General features: G+C 63.9%; 17 protein-coding genes and 1 pseudogene. 9 read left to right on the top strand and 9 right to left on the bottom strand.

Features of this window, described 5'->3' with window-relative positions; all coding sequences use genetic code 11:
* A pseudogene (locus tag EN879_RS06965) lies at positions 1 to 284 on the top strand (hypothetical protein); the annotation flags it as partial.
* A 283-nt stretch (positions 285 to 567) separates the two neighbouring features.
* Here EN879_RS06965 and EN879_RS06960 read toward each other — a convergent pair.
* Entirely contained in the window at positions 568 to 1227 is a 660-nt protein-coding gene (locus tag EN879_RS06960; protein WP_013528674.1) for a response regulator transcription factor, read from the bottom strand.
* Positions 1224 to 2618: a sensor histidine kinase gene (locus EN879_RS06955; RefSeq protein WP_024502211.1), complete on the bottom strand. Its 1395-nt coding sequence runs from the start codon at positions 2616 to 2618 to the stop codon at positions 1224 to 1226. Before EN879_RS06955 ends, EN879_RS06960 begins: the two co-directional genes overlap by 4 nt.
* 170 nt (positions 2619 to 2788) lie before the next feature.
* Here EN879_RS06955 and EN879_RS06950 point away from each other — a divergent pair, with 170 nt between their 5' ends.
* The 6 genes from EN879_RS06950 to EN879_RS06925 all read left to right on the top strand — a co-directional run bounded on the left by EN879_RS06950 (position 2789) and on the right by EN879_RS06925 (position 8295).
* On the top strand, positions 2789 to 3130 hold the full coding sequence (locus EN879_RS06950) for a hypothetical protein (protein ID WP_013528672.1): 342 nt from the start codon (positions 2789 to 2791) through the stop codon (positions 3128 to 3130).
* Between the two features lie 14 nt (positions 3131 to 3144).
* A complete protein-coding gene (locus EN879_RS06945; RefSeq protein WP_063169633.1) occupies positions 3145 to 3858 on the top strand; it encodes a phosphatase PAP2 family protein in 714 nt (237 codons plus the stop codon).
* A gap of 269 nt (positions 3859 to 4127) precedes the next feature.
* Positions 4128 to 4406, top strand: coding sequence for a helix-turn-helix transcriptional regulator (locus EN879_RS06940; protein WP_063169634.1), 279 nt, complete (start codon positions 4128 to 4130; stop codon positions 4404 to 4406).
* A 69-nt stretch (positions 4407 to 4475) separates the two neighbouring features.
* Positions 4476 to 6221 (top strand): SulP family inorganic anion transporter, encoded by a 1746-nt coding sequence (locus EN879_RS06935; RefSeq protein ID WP_127273990.1) that lies wholly within the window; start codon positions 4476 to 4478, stop codon positions 6219 to 6221.
* Positions 6222 to 6502: 281 nt separating this feature from the next.
* Positions 6503 to 7732 (top strand): AAA family ATPase, encoded by a 1230-nt coding sequence (locus EN879_RS06930; protein WP_063169636.1) that lies wholly within the window; start codon positions 6503 to 6505, stop codon positions 7730 to 7732.
* On the top strand, positions 7729 to 8295 hold the full coding sequence (locus EN879_RS06925; RefSeq protein ID WP_063169637.1) for a hypothetical protein: 567 nt from the start codon (positions 7729 to 7731) through the stop codon (positions 8293 to 8295). Before EN879_RS06930 ends, EN879_RS06925 begins: the two co-directional genes overlap by 4 nt.
* Before the next feature lie 284 nt (positions 8296 to 8579).
* Here the strand turns inward: EN879_RS06925 and EN879_RS06920 are convergent, their stop codons facing one another.
* On the bottom strand, positions 8580 to 9440 hold the full coding sequence (locus tag EN879_RS06920; RefSeq protein WP_063169638.1) for a hypothetical protein: 861 nt from the start codon (positions 9438 to 9440) through the stop codon (positions 8580 to 8582).
* 113 nt (positions 9441 to 9553) lie between these two features.
* Between EN879_RS06920 and EN879_RS06915 the strand changes: the two genes are divergently transcribed.
* A complete protein-coding gene (locus tag EN879_RS06915; protein ID WP_063169639.1) occupies positions 9554 to 10354 on the top strand; it encodes a helix-turn-helix transcriptional regulator in 801 nt (266 codons plus the stop codon).
* Positions 10355 to 10375: 21 nt separating this feature from the next.
* Here the strand turns inward: EN879_RS06915 and EN879_RS06910 are convergent, their stop codons facing one another.
* From EN879_RS06910 to EN879_RS06895, 4 genes are read right to left on the bottom strand one after another with little or no spacing between them, the layout of a single operon-like run.
* Positions 10376 to 10816: a hypothetical protein gene (locus tag EN879_RS06910; protein WP_063169640.1), complete on the bottom strand. Its 441-nt coding sequence runs from the start codon at positions 10814 to 10816 to the stop codon at positions 10376 to 10378.
* A 22-nt stretch (positions 10817 to 10838) separates the two neighbouring features.
* Positions 10839 to 11357, bottom strand: a complete 519-nt coding sequence (locus EN879_RS06905; protein WP_063169641.1) for a hypothetical protein — start codon at positions 11355 to 11357, stop codon at positions 10839 to 10841.
* A complete protein-coding gene (locus EN879_RS06900) occupies positions 11350 to 11694 on the bottom strand; it encodes a hypothetical protein (RefSeq protein WP_013528664.1) in 345 nt (114 codons plus the stop codon). The genes EN879_RS06905 and EN879_RS06900 overlap by 8 nt, the downstream gene beginning before the upstream one ends.
* 11 nt (positions 11695 to 11705) lie before the next feature.
* Positions 11706 to 11849, bottom strand: a complete 144-nt coding sequence (locus EN879_RS06895) for a hypothetical protein (RefSeq protein WP_082826609.1) — start codon at positions 11847 to 11849, stop codon at positions 11706 to 11708.
* Between the two features lie 179 nt (positions 11850 to 12028).
* Here EN879_RS06895 and EN879_RS06890 point away from each other — a divergent pair, with 179 nt between their 5' ends.
* On the top strand, positions 12029 to 13000 hold the full coding sequence (locus EN879_RS06890) for an AraC family transcriptional regulator (RefSeq protein ID WP_013528662.1): 972 nt from the start codon (positions 12029 to 12031) through the stop codon (positions 12998 to 13000).
* A gap of 54 nt (positions 13001 to 13054) precedes the next feature.
* Here EN879_RS06890 and EN879_RS06885 read toward each other — a convergent pair whose 3' ends face one another.
* Together EN879_RS06885 and EN879_RS06880 are read right to left on the bottom strand one after the other, a co-directional pair.
* A complete protein-coding gene (locus tag EN879_RS06885) occupies positions 13055 to 13861 on the bottom strand; it encodes a hypothetical protein (protein WP_013528661.1) in 807 nt (268 codons plus the stop codon).
* A 91-nt stretch (positions 13862 to 13952) separates the two neighbouring features.
* Positions 13953 to 14568 (bottom strand): CHAD domain-containing protein (locus tag EN879_RS06880; protein WP_164774330.1); only part of this gene is annotated, 616 nt, incomplete at its 5' end.

The following is a 14568-nucleotide window of genomic DNA, read 5'->3' as shown; positions in this document are numbered from 1 at the left end:
GCAATAGCGGGAACAGCGGCAACGGCAATGGGAATAACGGCAACAGCGGCAACAGTGGCAACAACGGCAAATCAGGATCCAGTCAGGGTAAGAGCGGGAGCCATGTCAATGCAAAGACCGGTGACAAGGTCGACGTGACCGGCAACAAGATCACAGTCAGGCATCCCGACGGCATAACGGAAAAGCTCGAGAACGGTCGTTTCAGCATGAAGGACGCTCTCGGTCGCACGATCATCGACCGCCAGGCCACGCCGGCCGATGCCAATCGTCTCAAGGCCTTGTGAAGCTGGCCAACAGGCAACGGTCAGCTTTGCACGTCACCTCCGCCGCCCCCCGGCGGAGGTGACCTCGTTTCCGGCCGGCGTCGTCCCGGTTTTCGGCACCGCAATGGCTGCGGTCCCGAGGCGCGACGCGCTTTTGCGCAATCCGGGACGGGAAACCGCTGCGCATTTCTTCGGACCTGCCCAGAGCAATTCTAGAAAAAGTGTGAAGCGGTTTTCCCGTTCCCTTGGGAATTGCGTCACAGAGTTAGAGCAGCTCGCCGTTTCCGTGAAACGGTGAAATGCTTTAGGAAGGCCTGTCGCGGTCGCGCCACTCACGCATCATCAAGGCCGCTTCGGTGCGATTTCGCACATTGAGCTTCGACAGCACTCCGGTCATGTGATGTTTGACGGTCTTCTCCTGCAACTCAAGCCGCAAGGCGACTTCCTTGTTGCTCAGCCCCTCCGCCACCAGCCGCAGGATTTCCGTTTGCCGATCGGTGAGCTGCCGCAGCCGTTCCGCCAAGCCGTCGGTCGGCTGCTGGGACTGGAGATCCGAAAGCAGCCGGGCCGATAGTGTCGGCGAGAGATAGCTTTCGCCGGCTGCGACATTGCGCAGGATGTCGGCGAGGCCGCGCGATCCGACGCCTTTGAGGACATAGCCATTCACCCCTGCGTTCAGCGCCTTGGTCACATCGGCATTGGCCTCCGAGACGGTCAGCATGACGATCTTCTGGGCGGGATGGTTGGCGAGGATGCTTGCGACCGCGCTCAGCCCGCCGCCCGGCATCGAGATGTCGAGCAGCAAGATGTCGGGCCGCATCGTCGCGGCGAGGCGTTCGGCATCCTGCGCCGTGGCGCCCTCGCCAACCATCTCGAAGCCTCCGATCTCCGACAGGCTGCGCGTCACACCTTCGCGAAAGAGGGGATGATCGTCGACAATGGCAATGCGAATGGTCCCAGTCATGCTTGCTCCTCGACCGACAGACGGATCACCAAACGCGTACCTTGCGGCCCGGTCAAGGTTTCGAACTGTCCGCCAATGCTTTCGACCCGTTCCCTGAGGCCGGCGAGCCCGAGGCCCTCGACCCGTGCCGTCGGATCGAAACCCGGCCCGCGGTCCGACACTTCGACAAAAAGCCTGCCACCTTTCATCCCGGCACTCACCGCCTGATCCTTGCCTAGCCCGTGGTGATAGGCATTGTTCAGCCCTTCCTGGACGAAACGATAGATGCTGATCTTCTCGGAGGCGCCGGGTTCAGGCAACTGTCCGGCCAGCGTCAGCGTCACCGACGTTCCCGTCCTCTGTTCGTGTTCCTTGACGGCCAGCCGCAGAATGTCGGTTGCGGCAGCCGTCTCGATCTGCGGCAGGACAAGGCCGGTGCAGATGCCGCGTATTTCGCGCATCGCATCCTCCAGCGTCTTGCGAATCATCGTGACCTCGGTCGAGCGGCTTGCGCCCGAATGGCCATCGCTGGAAAATATCGGGCTGTCCATGCGCAGCGCCGCCAGGGCCACGAGTTGGGCCGGGCCGTCATGCAGGTCGGCGCCGATGCGGCGCAGATATCTTTCGTTGAGCGCGGTGGCGCGGCGCGAGGCCTGTTGCACGCGCAGTCGCAAGGCACTGTTTTGCGCCACCAGACCCTGCAGTTCCGACACCTGGCGGCGCAGCGCCCCACGCTGGTCGTCGATGGTGCGGCTGCCGCGCAGGACGATGCCCGACAGGAGCAGGAATGCCGCCAGGGTCGCGCCGGCCACGATCAGCCAGCTCGACCACAGAGCGGAAGCCAGGGTGGCCTGGAAATCGTCGGCGATCTCATAGAACTCGGTAACCGCCACCACCTCGCCCGACCAGGGCTCGCGCACGGGATTGTAGATCTCCAGCAATGGCAAGCCGGTCGCCTTCTCCTCGCTCTCATCCTCATCGAAAGTATTGAATTCAGCGACGACATTGCCTTGGAAAGCGGAACGCAGATTGTCGCTCGGAGCGAAGCGGCGGCCGATCAGGGCCGTCTCCTTGGCATAGAGGACCGTCCCGTCGCGGCGCCAGAGCATGAACGATTCGAGGCGCTTGCCGAGCGCGCCCTGGCCAAGCGTCTCGTCCAGCGCCTGCTTGACGGAATCGCTGAGCTCCTGCTCCTTGCGCAAGTCGGGAAGCAGCGGCGCAATCACGCTGTCGACATAGAGCGCCGTCGTGGCGGCCGAATTGCGGATGACGCCCTCTCTGATCTGCGCCGTCACCCAGGCGCCCACCACCAGCATGACGGCCAGCAGGCCAAAACCGCCGGCAACGACGAATTGCAAGGCAAGAGAGAGTTCGCTCCAGCGTCGCGTCAAGTTCTGCAGAATACGAATCATGAACCCCTGACCGCCCTTCAATCGAATGGCTGGACGATGTCGGTACATTGAGCCTCCGTCTTGCCATTGCCAAGAGCTTCGTTTGGTCGAGCGCTTGACGTCCCGGCGCGCTTCGGAAACAACGTCCGCGACACATGCGGCGGGAGCCGCTTCGAGAGGGGGGCGGAACGTTGAGTTTTTCGGGACTGCTGCAGCTCGGCTTTTCAACGGTCATTTTCCTGCTGGCGGCGACAGCCGCCAAGCAATGGGGCCTGGCGCCGAGCCTTGGCAAGATCGCGCTGACGCTGGCGCTCTATTCGCTGGGCAATCTGATCATGCTGCGGCTGATCCGCGAATTCGGCATGTCGGTGTCGTTCAGCCTGTCTGCCGTCATCCAGCTGGTCTCGGTGAACGTCGTGGCACTGGTCTTCTTCGGCGAGCGCGTCAACGCGCTGCAGGCGACCGGCATCATGCTGGCGATCGCCGCAGTGGCGCTGATCACGCTCGGACCCTATCTGCAAGGCCGGCTGTAACGGGCGGATTGCCGATGAAGAATGCCGCGAACGCTTTGCTCAACCGGGTCGAATTCCCGGTGCTGCTGGCCGGCCTGGTCATCGCGGCCGGCCTTTGGGGATTCGAGGAGCTGATGGAGATGGCGCGCGCCACCACCCCGCACGCCTTCGACACCGAAATACTGCTCGCCTTCCGCCAGGCGGGGCGGCCTGACAGCCCGATCGGCCCGATGTGGCTGCAAGGGGCGATGCGCGACATCACAAGCCTTGGCAGCGGCAGCGTGCTGGTGCTGATCGTGACGGCGGTAATCGTCTATCTCCTGCTTATCCGCAGGCCGGCGACCGCCCTTTTCATCTTCGTGGCGGTGGCCGGCGGTCAGATGCTGTCGAGCCTGCTGAAAGCCGGAATCGACCGGCCGCGCCCCGAACTCGTCTCGCATCTCGTCAACGAAACGACGCTGTCTTTTCCCAGCGGCCACGCCATGCTGTCGGCGGTGACCTATCTGACGCTCGGCGCGCTGGCGGCACGCTTCCTGCCCGGTCGAACGACGAAGATCTATGTGCTGTCGCTGGCGGTGCTGACGACGCTGCTGGTCGGCATCAGCCGCGTCTATCTCGGCGTCCACTGGCCGTCGGATGTGCTGGCCGGCTGGTGCGCCGGCTTCGTCTGGGCGATGCTGTGCTGGCTCGCTGCCCGGACGTGGCAGCGATGGCGTGGGCAGCACCCGGACGGCGAGACTGGAGACTAGATCAGCCGGTTGATCAGCCCGTGCCCGCAGCCGGCCAAAAGGAAAACCGCCGACAGCAAGGCTGCCGATGTCATGAAAGTCTTGAAGATATTCAACCGCGTTACTCCCTGCCCAGATGGAAGACCTTAGCGCGCAATCCCGGGAAAGTATCTAAAAAATGGCCAGTCAGGCGCCGCTACTTACGTCTCAAACATTCATCCTAATGCTTGAAACATCAGAATGATGATATTATACCTTACTCCTGCAGACTCAGACGGGGATTCCGGCCGATGATCACTGCCGCGCAGATGCGCGCCGCAAGGGCGCTGGCCGGCATCGATCAGAAGACGCTCGCCGAGCGCGCCGGCGTTTCGCTTCCGACTATCCAGCGCATGGAGGCGAGCGATGGCGTGGTCAGGGGCGTGGTCGACACGCTGATGAAGGTCATCCAGGCCCTCGACGAGGCCGGGGTGGAGCTGATCGGCGAGAATCAGGCCAGCGAGCGCGGCGGCCGGGGCGTGCGCCTCAAGTCTGCCGTGCCGCCGGATCCCAAGGCTGAGCCGGCATAAAGTCGCGACGGCGACCGCCGACAGCCCTGCCGACGATCCCGCCGCCTTTCAGGGTGCGAAAGGCAGTCCATGGATCAGACGCAGCGGGCAGGGCATGAACCGGCCCCCAGATCGGCCCAAAGGTCGGCCCACCAGTCGGCAAAGCCGACATTTCCCGAATTGTTCACGCCAAAGCTCGTGACGGTCTGGCGCGAGGGCTACACCTTCGCCGACGCCAAGGCGGACGCCATTGCCGGGCTGACGGTGGCCATTGTCGCGCTGCCCTTGTCGATGGCCATCGCGATCGCCTCGGGAGTCACGCCCGAGCGCGGCCTCTACACCTCGATCGTCGGCGGCTTCATCATTTCGGCGCTCGGCGGCAGCCGCTTCCAGATCGGCGGCCCGGCCGGCGCCTTCATCGTGCTGGTGGCCGCGACGGTTGCCCGGGTCGGTATTGACGGGCTGCTGCTGGCAACGATGATGGCAGGGGTCTTCCTGCTCGCCATCGGCTATCTCCGTCTCGGCACCTACATCAAGTTCATTCCCTATCCGGTGACGGTCGGCTTCACCGCCGGCATCGCCGTCATCATCTTTTCCGGACAGATCGTCGAACTGTTCGGGCTGAAGCTTGCCGGCAAGGAGCCCGGACCGCTGGTGCCGAAGCTGATCGCGGTCGGCGAGGCGGCCGGCACCATCAACCCGGCGGCGACCTTCGTGGCGGTGTTGACCGTCGCCACCATCGCCGGCCTGAAGCGCTGGCGGCCGACATGGCCCGCAATGCTCATCGCCATCGGGCTGGCATCGCTGGTCGTGGCGCTTCTCGCACTGCCGGCGGAGACGATCGGCACCCGCTTTGGCGGTATACCGCGCAGCCTGCAAATGCCCGCTTTGCCGCCGATCAGCCTGGACAGGATGATTGACGTGCTGCCGGATGCCATTGCCTTCGCCTTGCTGGGCGCCATCGAATCGCTGCTTTCGGCGGTGGTCGCCGACCGGATGACGGGCCGCCGGCATCGTTCCAACTGCGAACTGGTGGCGCAAGGCTTCGCCAACATCGCATCCGCCCTGTTCGGCGGCATCTGCGCCACCGGCACCATCGCCCGCACGGCGACCAATGTGCGGGCCGGCGCCCACGGACCGGTTTCGGGCATCGTCCACTCCGCCATCCTGCTCGCCTTGATGTTGGTGGCGGCGCCGCTCGCCAGCTATATCCCGCTCGCCGCCCTGGCCGGCGTGCTGGCGGTCGTGTGCTGGAATATGTTCGAGAAACAGGCCTTCGCCACCTTGCTGCGTGCCTCGCGCGGCGATGCGCTGGTGCTGATGGCGACCTTTCTGCTCGTCATCTTCCGCGATCTCACCGAAGGCATCGTCGTCGGCTTCGTGCTGGGGTCGATCCTGTTCATCGACCGCATGGCCAAGTCGATTGCGGTCGAGGCCGATCAGCCGCTGGTGCAGGAGGATGTCGCCGACAGCACCAAGGCCTACGATGCCAGCGAGGCGACCGACGCCGACACCGTCGTCTATCGCATTTCGGGCGCCTTCTTCTTCGGCGCCGCATCGACCGTCGGCACCGTGCTCGACCGCATAGCCGACCAGCGCAGGAACTTCATCCTCGACTGCTCGGCCGTACCGTTCTTCGATTCGACGGCGGCCAACGTCATCGAAGGCGCCGCCCACAAGGCGAAACGCGCCGGTGTCCGCTTCATCATATCGGGTGCCGCGCCGCAGATCCGACGCATGCTGATCACCCACGGCGTCAAGCGCCCGCTGGTGACCTACGCCGCCTCGATCAAGGATGCGCGGGCGCAGCTGAAAGGGAAGCTGGAGGCGGGGTAGGGGCCGGGATTTGCCGGCCGGTGGCCATAGTCAGGACAAGGTGTCCACCTGTTGAATGCCAACTTCTTGACGTTGAGCTGACTCACGCACGGCGCGACGTGAACAACCGCACTGCGCCTCTTTTTGGTCATTTCGAGAACCAACCTCCGATTCCGAAAGCTGGCATCCATCCACGTTGCGCCGCCAATGCTCAATCCTCGGTGAGCATGAAGCGATCCTGTAATCGAATTATTGACGAAATATCGTTATAGATTCTATTATATCCCCAAGTGAGGTATCCCATGCTCTACAAGCTAGAGGTCGAAAACTTCTTCTCCATCCGCGATCCGCAGGTGCTCGACCTGTCGGTGGATGGAAAAGTGCCCGATCCTGAAGGCCGTTATGCCCCCATCTTCGAGGGTGCGGACGTGCGCGCGCCGAAGGTCGTCGCCCTCTATGGCGCGAACGCCTCGGGTAAAACGACGGTGCTGCGCGCGCTCGAATTCGTCGTGACGATGATCCGCGACAGCGTAGCGCGCACGGTGCCAGGCTTCGCTGGCATCGAGCGGTTCAACGACGTGGAACCCGGCAGTCGGCCGATCCGGTTCGCGATCGAGCTGGGCGGCATCATAAACCTGACGCCGGAAGTCTTTCAGCGCGCCACGAGCGGCGAAAAGGTCGAGCAAGGCACTTACCGCTACGAACTGGAAATCGAACTCAAAGAAGGGCTCGCGGTGCGGATCGCGTCCGAGTCGCTGCGCCAGAGGCCGAACGGCCAAGGGAAATGGCAGCGCGTCTATGAGCGCGATGCCGAGGGCAAGGTGAAGGACTCTAAAACCTTCAGCCTCTCGGGCTTCCAGCACCTCGTGAAGACGCTCGCCGGCAATCACACGGTGCTGTCATCATTCGCGAAATTCCAGCACCCGACCGCGCAGCTTCTTGTGGATACGGCGCGCAAGGCCTTCTTCCAAATTGAGCCTGTGCACTCCTTCGTCGATCGCGACGTGATCGACTATCTAAAGAACCAGCCCAACGTCGTCTCGCGGCTGAAGGATGAGCTAAGCCGCATAGATGTGGGTGTGGAAGGGATGCGCTTTCAGCATACGGACAACGGGCCGCTGCTGCTGTTTAAGCACGCGGGTCTTGCGGTCGAAATGCCTTGGCTGATGGAAAGCCACGGCACGCGGGCCTTTATCAAGATGTTCCCTTTCATCATGAGCGCACTCGATACCGGCGGGATCGCCGCGATCGACGAAATGGACGCGGCCATTCACCCGAACATGCTGCCCGAGCTGGTGCGCTGGTTCTATGCGGCCTCGGGACGTAACAAGTTCGACGCGCAGCTATGGCTCTCCTGCCATTCGGCCTCGCTGCTCGATGACCTCAACAAGGAGGAAATCGTGATCTGCGAGAAGGACCGGCAGGGCCGCAGCCACCTTTACAGCCTCATGGACGTGAAGGTGCGCCGCGACGAGAACCATTACCGCAAATATCTGAGCGGTGCATACGGCGGGGTTCCACACCTCGGATGAGCCGTCGTCGCCCGCCATATATCGAGCTTCGCCGTCCGGTTTATATTGGCTGCGAGGGAGCGTCAGAAGTCGGTTATGCCGGCTTTCTGCAAGATCTGATCCGCGATGCCAATTTGCCGGTGCACCTGCACGTTGACGAATTGGGGCCGGGGACCGGCGATCCGCTGTCGCGTATCGAGATGGCGGTGCTGCGCCTGAAGCTGCTCCAGAGAAAACGCCGTGCGCCCGCGGAACGCTTCGCGCTTTTGGATTTTGACCAGGCCGAGCGCGATCCGCAGCGCGCCGAGCGAACGCGCAAGCTCGCGGCCGACAACGGAATCACGATTCTCTGGCAACGGCCCTGCTTTGAGGCAATGCTGCTGCGCCATCTGGAGGGCAAGGCGGCCAACCGCCCGCCCGATACGCCGGGGGCGGTTAAGGCGCTCGAAAAGGAATGGCCGGAATACAAAAAGCCCATGACGCGCGCCAACCTGGCGCGCCGGATTAATCGGGATGCCGTCCTGCGGGCGGCAGGTGTCGAGGCCGAACTACAAGCCTTGCTCCGCAGTATCGGGGTGCTCTAGCGATCGGGATACGCGACTTCCGCGCTGTATGGTCGCCGGCGGCGGTGAACCGGTGGCGACGGAAGCTTCGCCACAAGCACGTCCCGAACCGGACGTTCCGCTCCCGGCCCAAAGGCGAGATCAAAATATCTGCTCGGCAATGTCGGCTATTGGCGCTTGGCACAAGGTGGGCCGATCCGGGGACGTCGTTAATTGGCCACAATACGATCCTCGCCGACTAACGACAGTCCATCGGCCGTTGGCGAACGTCTCGCAGCTCTGCCCTGAGGCGCCGATCATGGCTCTCAATCGAGCTTCAGCGCCACAACCTCGCCTTCGTTCATCAACGGCACATAAAGGATCGACTTGCCATCGGCGCCGATGTCGGCGCTGCCCGGCTTGAACTGCGCCACCACCTCCGGCGCGCCGCCCGCATGATGGCGGTAGAGCTTGCCGGTCATGTAGGCGGTGGTATAGATGGTGCCGCCGATGGCTACGACGCCGTCGAGATCGGCGAATTTCTGGGCGGCCGGCAAGGGCGAAACCACCTTGCTGGCGATGTCGACCGACAGCAGGCCGCCAAGCTCCGTCGTGCTGAAGTCGGGCTTGATGCCCTTGCCCCAGGAGGCGACGATCAATCGGCCGCCATCGGCGAAGATGCCGTTGGGTGAAGCCAATGCCCCGTCCTTGACGAACAGCTCCGGCCGGTCGCCATCGATGCGGTAGATGGCGTCGGCCAGCATGTCGGTGACATAGACCTTGCCGGATTGGTCCGATGTCATGTCGTTGAGGAAGACCGCGTTCGGCACCGCGATGCTGGCGACCAGCTTGCCGCTGGCGAGGTCGACGACGCGGACTTTCGTGATGTCGGCGACATAGAGCTTGCCGCCCGAGATCGCCATGCCCTTGGGTGCGTCCATGCCGTCGGTCCAGTGCTGGGTGACCGTCTTGCCGTCCAGCGACAGCACGGAGAGATAACCGTTGCCGTCGGCCTCGCCGGGATTGCCTGATATGTTGGAAACGATGATGCGATTGTCAGCGGCGTCGAACAGGGCCGATTCCGGCTGTTCGAGCCCGGTGGCGCGCCAGAGTTCGCCGGCCTCCGCGGCGGGCACTGCGGCAATGCCGATGACGGCGATAAAGGTTGAGGTGATGAGGGTGTTCATGACTGCTCTCCTGAGATGACGAGGCAGAGCTATGGCTTTCGATACTTTTCGGAAAGGCCTGACGCCGCTAGTATCGAATATCGATACGAAACTAGCGACAAGAGGTGCATCCAATGAACGGTCTGATCTTCCAGGCGCTGAAGCGGACGTTGAAGGCGAAGGGCGTCACCTATCGCGCGCTGGCCGAACGCATGGGCGTTTCCGAACCGACGGTGAAGCGTATCTTCCATGAGCGCAATTGCAAGCTCGACCGGCTGATGGAGATTTGCGCTGCGGCCGGTGTCGAACTGGAAAACGTGCTCGGCTCGATGAACCGGGGGCCTGGGCCGGTCAACCACATCGCGCCGGAGATCGAGCGCAAGCTCGCCAGCCGGCCGGCGCTGCTGTTCATCTTCGTCATGCTGTCAGAAAAGTTCACGCCCGAAGGCATCATGCGCTCGCAAGGCCTGAGCGAGGCTTCGATGTTCCTCTATCTGCGCGATCTCGAGGAACTCGGCCTGATCGCGCTCGGACGGGGTCTCTCGGCGAGACTGCTGGTCGAGACGCCGATCCAGTGGAACTTCGAAGGGCCGCTCAGGCCGCTGTTCGAGATGACCAACAAGAATTTCATCGGCTGGGCCATCACCCATATCGACAAGGAAGCGACCTTCGTCAGCTTCTCCAGGCGGATGCGGCCGGAGACGGCTGAAATGGTGCGGCGCGAGGCGGAGGATCTCGCCGACCGCGCCAAGCTGCTCGCCCATCACGACCAGCACACGACGCCGGAGGATGGCCTGATCGGCTACAAATGGACGTTTGCCTTTGGCGCGACGCCATTTCCGGCAATCATGCCGATCGGGCCGCACGCGCGAGATGCCGGGGCGAGGCCTGATACGCCCGCCGCCGCGAAAGGACAGCGGCCGCTGCCGGCCTGACCAGGCACCGCGTCAATCGTCTCAGCACGATTGCATCTGGTGGCTGAGCTTACCGCGCACGACCCTGGCAGTGCCGACCGCCACCATTTTTGCCGCTGTCTTGCCCCCCGGACCCGCCATGCGACCGGCGACGCCGACCGCGCCATTGACGGCGCCCATCGTCTTCATCTGCCCGACCGTCTCGTTCATACGCGCCCGGCAGTCCTGCATTTTCCTGGTCGCCTCGACTGCAGCCAGGGCCTCGCCAAGACCTGCCGGCGAGTCCGGGCCGGCCGCCAACTCCGCCAATTGCGCATGCTGGTCTGGCGTGATCGGCGGGCTGGCGGCCGTCTGGCTGCAGCCGGAGGCCAGCAGGCAGATCAGCATCGCGATCGGGCTGCCTCGCCCGGCACGTGCCGTGGCTGGAAAAATATCGCGATGTTCGGCCTCGAGGCTCCCGCCCGGAGTTGCTTTTCCGGCCACCCGTTTCCTGTTGCCCAACCTCCTATTGCCCCATCGCCGGGCCGAGGATGAGGCTGCGGATTTTTGGCGTCAGCGGCCTGACGACATCGGCGAAGGGGTCACCCTCGGCCCGCAAGGCCATCAAGCCTTCGTCCTCTTCGTCGATCGCGGCGATGGTCTCCGTCTTCTGTGCCTCGGTCAGCTCCCTCATGCCGGATATGGCATTTCTGAGCTTGGCGAAAATGGCATCGAGTTCTGCGACCGGCATCGTCGCCAGGAACCCGCGCATGGTCTCTCCAAGCGCGACCTTCCAGCTGTCGGCGGTGAAACCGGCGCTGCCGATCAAGCCCTTGTCCGCGGCATCGCGCTCGTACCAGTCGGCGGCGATCTCCTCGTCATAGGCGAACTGACCGAATTCGGGCTGCAAGGCCTCGATCAGGCCGACGACCGCCGACGCATCCCGCGCTGTCAGCGCCAAGGCAGGCGGGCTGTCGAAGATCATGCCGGCAAGTGCGAGCGCGCCGGCCAGCCGGCGCATGGCTACGAAACGCCGCTCAGCCATAACAATCCTCCGCAATGCCGGCCCGGGCACTGCTCGTTGCCTGGGACTGCAGAACCGAGCCGCCGATCGAGGCGGCCTGGCCGGCAATGACCCCACCATTGCCAGCCAGACCGCCAAGACCCCCCGCCATCGACAGCACACCGCCGAGCAGAGCCGCATTGGTCTGCGCCTTCGCCGCCTTCTTGGCCGCATCGGCGCATGCCGTTTCCGTCGTCGGTTCGTTCCGGGCCTTCTTGCTGCCGGCCGCGCTCGCGATCGATGCCGGCCTGTCGTCGACCTGGCCCGTTTGGCAGCCCGCAAGGGCAATGGTCAGGGCCAGGAAAATGCTCTTTTTCATGGTGCTGCTCATCATCGGGCAGCGCGCGGCGGCAGCTTGGCCTCGCGATGATCGGTCACTGCGTTGCCCAAGGCGATCGACAGCAGATAGATGCGCGGATTGAACCCTGCCGCAGCCAGTGCCGACAGCGTCTTGAACAGTTGCAAATGAAACATCGTGCCCCCCTTTGGATTGCCGCCAATGCGGTTCCGGTTCCGGAATCGCGCCGCAAACTAGGGGCATAAAAGGGGGGCAGCTTGGACAGAACGGCACTGAAAGCGGCCAAAACGGCCCGGGATTGACGTTTTGCAGGCTCCGGCGCATATGACCGCGCTCTTGGGCATGGGGGGTGTCGATGACTGCGACGATGGGGACGTCAGCCTCATTCAGGCTGGCGACGGAGATGTTTCCGGAGCGGGATCGCGTCGAGATCACGCGTGAGGTTTACGGCCGCACGGTTCTGAGGGTGGACCTCGATCCGCTGGCGCCGGCGCAGATCGACATGCGGGTGCGCGCGTTGCCAGGCCTCGGCATCGCCACCGGCAGCTCATCGGAATTCCGGGTGCATCGTACGTCGTCGCTGATCGACAATGACGACTTCGTTCTTCTGGCGGCCCTCGACGGGGGCAGTGTGATGAAGCATCGCGGCCGCGAGGAGGCGGTCGGCAACGGCCAGGCGCTGATGATGAGCGGTGAAGAGGTTGGCCTCAACCTGATCGGCGCCGGCGGGTTTCGCTTCGTCAATCTGAGTTTTTCGCGCAAGCAGCTTTCGCCTCTGATCGGCGATCCGGCCGCGGTTCTTATGCGGCCCTTGCCGACCCAAAGCGGGGCGATGCGGCTGTTGCTCGACTATATCAGCTCGATCCAGGAGGTCGGAGACGAGTTGACTGCGGAGGCCTGCCACCTTGCGGCGGCACATGTTTTCGACCTTGCCGCACTCGCCATGGGCGCGACCAGGGATGCGGCCCAGATCGCACGCGGCCGCGGCGTCAGCGTTGCCCGCTTGCGCGCCATCAAGGCCGATATCGTCGCGCATGGTGGCCATGTCGACCTGTCGGCGCAAGACGTCGCCGCCCGCCACGGACTGTCGGCCCGCTACGTCCGCAAGCTGTTCGAGAGCGATGGCACATCCTTGATTGATTTCATGATGACCCAACGGCTGGCGCGCGCCCATCGCATGCTCGGCGATCCGCGCCATGCCGGACGCAGCATCACCGCGATCGCCTACGAGGCCGGCTTCAACGACCTTTCCTATTTCAACCGGGCGTTCCGTCGCCGTTATGACGCCACACCCTCGGACGTGCGGGCCGCGGCTTGCAAGCACTGACGCCCGGCTGCCGGCCAGCGGTCCTGTGCAGCGGCTGGACTCATTTGATCGCGTTTATTCGGCGGCCTTGGCCCCGGGATCGGCAAGCTTGTCGTCCCAGGTCACCGCCCGGTAGTCGAAACCATATTCCAGCGTCGGCTTGACGATGCGGAAATAGGGCGACAGGTCGAAATCGCGCGGCGTGTAGAGCGAATGGTGGCGGATGTGCAGGATTTCCTTGCGCGAATAGTTCGACTGCGCCGAGGCGCGGCCGGGCGCACGGGTGATCTCGGGCAGGATCGGATAGCGGATCTGGCCATAGGCCTCGGCAATCAGCGTCGAGCAGATCGCCCGTGTCGGATCGCCGGAACCGAAGGCCAGCATGCGGCGGCGCCAGCGCACCGGCACCGGCGGTGTCGGGAAGAAAAAACGCAGCATGTCGAAAATGTTCTTGAGGTCGTATTTCAGGCCGAGCTTGCCGATCATGAAGGCGACGACCTTGTCGCGATCCTCCGGCGCCAGCCCACTCGCCCGGCAGATACGGGTGTTGTAGGTGCGGTAGCGCGACAATGGAACGGCGACGCAGCCTTCGCCGATCGTGACCTCGATCAGGCGCGGCCGCTCCGAGCCGTCCGCCGGCGCGGGCAAGGCATCGCCGATATAGAAGGCCGCATGCGACCAGGTCGACTGGGTCAGGTACTTGATCGCCGCCGAGATCTTCTGGTTGCCCTCGATCAGCAGGATGTCGCCGGGCTCAAGCGTGCGACGCAGCGTTTCGGCATCGGAGGGGGTGTAGGGCTCGTAGCCGGACGATTCTTCCTGCAGCCGGCCGGCAAGCCAGCGGCCAAGTCGATCCAGAAGCGTGTCGCCGGGCTCGGTCATACTCCATGGCGATTAGCATGGGCGGGTAATGAGGGCTAGCGCACGCCTTTCTTCCCCCCGTCCGGACCGAGAGGAAGAGCGCCAAGTCATCCTACGATGCCGCGGCCTCTTCCGGCGGCGCAGCCAGATCGTCGCGCGCCTTGCGGGCCAGTTTGCGTGTCGAGCGTTTGGGACTGTCGCCGAACAGCTCGGCCGCCTCGGCAAGGCAGCTCTTCTTCAGCTGCTTTTCCGACCGCTTCAAAAGCTTGGCCAGAAGTTTCGTGTCCTCGGGCGGCCCGAGCAGCTGGTCGTCGGCCTCGAGCAGGGCGCGCATCACCAGCACATCGTGCAGGTCGCCCAGCCGCTCGCCCAGTTCGTCGACCGCGTTGCGCCTTGCTTTGATCGGTGTCGGCCACAGCCTGCCGAGCAGCGACAGATGCATGCCGTGGGTCTTGGCCGCCTTGCGCAGATCGTGGAAATCATCGGCCGCTCCCCGCGATCCGGCCTTGTCGAGCGCCTTCCTGGCGCGGCGCAGCGTGACGCGGGCGCCTTCGGCAAGCACGTCGGCCGCCTGTTCCGGCTGGTCGGGCAAGGCCAGCGTGCCGATGCGGTGCAGGCCCTCCTCGCAGGCGGCGGTCGCCGCGCCGATCGCCGCTTCGAGCCCTGTACCTTCGTGCAATTCATGCTGGGCGCGGTTCGCGACAGGCTGATCGCGCGCCAGCATGAAT

It is taken from the genome of Mesorhizobium sp. M7A.F.Ca.AU.002.02.1.1, assembly GCF_003998535.1.
GTDB classification, from domain to species: domain Bacteria; phylum Pseudomonadota; class Alphaproteobacteria; order Rhizobiales; family Rhizobiaceae; genus Mesorhizobium; species Mesorhizobium ciceri.
The sequence above is the reverse complement of the archived record's forward strand: the minus strand, read 5'-3'. Positions and strand labels throughout refer to the sequence as shown.

Coding starts and splice junctions, on each gene's coding strand:
- EN879_RS06945 (WP_063169633.1), top strand. CDS start 3,145: ATGAAGAATGCCGCGAACGCTTTGCTCAACCGGGTCGAATTCCCGGTG.
- EN879_RS06955 (WP_024502211.1), bottom strand. CDS start 2,618: ATGATTCGTATTCTGCAGAACTTGACGCGACGCTGGAGCGAACTCTCT.
- EN879_RS06960 (WP_013528674.1), bottom strand. CDS start 1,227: ATGACTGGGACCATTCGCATTGCCATTGTCGACGATCATCCCCTCTTT.
- EN879_RS06890 (WP_013528662.1), top strand. CDS start 12,029: ATGACTGCGACGATGGGGACGTCAGCCTCATTCAGGCTGGCGACGGAG.
- EN879_RS06885 (WP_013528661.1), bottom strand. CDS start 13,861: ATGACCGAGCCCGGCGACACGCTTCTGGATCGACTTGGCCGCTGGCTT.
- EN879_RS06935 (WP_127273990.1), top strand. CDS start 4,476: ATGGATCAGACGCAGCGGGCAGGGCATGAACCGGCCCCCAGATCGGCC.
- EN879_RS06905 (WP_063169641.1), bottom strand. CDS start 11,357: ATGGCTGAGCGGCGTTTCGTAGCCATGCGCCGGCTGGCCGGCGCGCTC.
- EN879_RS06920 (WP_063169638.1), bottom strand. CDS start 9,440: ATGAACACCCTCATCACCTCAACCTTTATCGCCGTCATCGGCATTGCC.
- EN879_RS06915 (WP_063169639.1), top strand. CDS start 9,554: ATGAACGGTCTGATCTTCCAGGCGCTGAAGCGGACGTTGAAGGCGAAG.
- EN879_RS06925 (WP_063169637.1), top strand. CDS start 7,729: ATGAGCCGTCGTCGCCCGCCATATATCGAGCTTCGCCGTCCGGTTTAT.
- EN879_RS06930 (WP_063169636.1), top strand. CDS start 6,503: ATGCTCTACAAGCTAGAGGTCGAAAACTTCTTCTCCATCCGCGATCCG.
- EN879_RS06940 (WP_063169634.1), top strand. CDS start 4,128: ATGATCACTGCCGCGCAGATGCGCGCCGCAAGGGCGCTGGCCGGCATC.
- EN879_RS06895 (WP_082826609.1), bottom strand. CDS start 11,849: ATGTTTCATTTGCAACTGTTCAAGACGCTGTCGGCACTGGCTGCGGCA.
- EN879_RS06900 (WP_013528664.1), bottom strand. CDS start 11,694: ATGAAAAAGAGCATTTTCCTGGCCCTGACCATTGCCCTTGCGGGCTGC.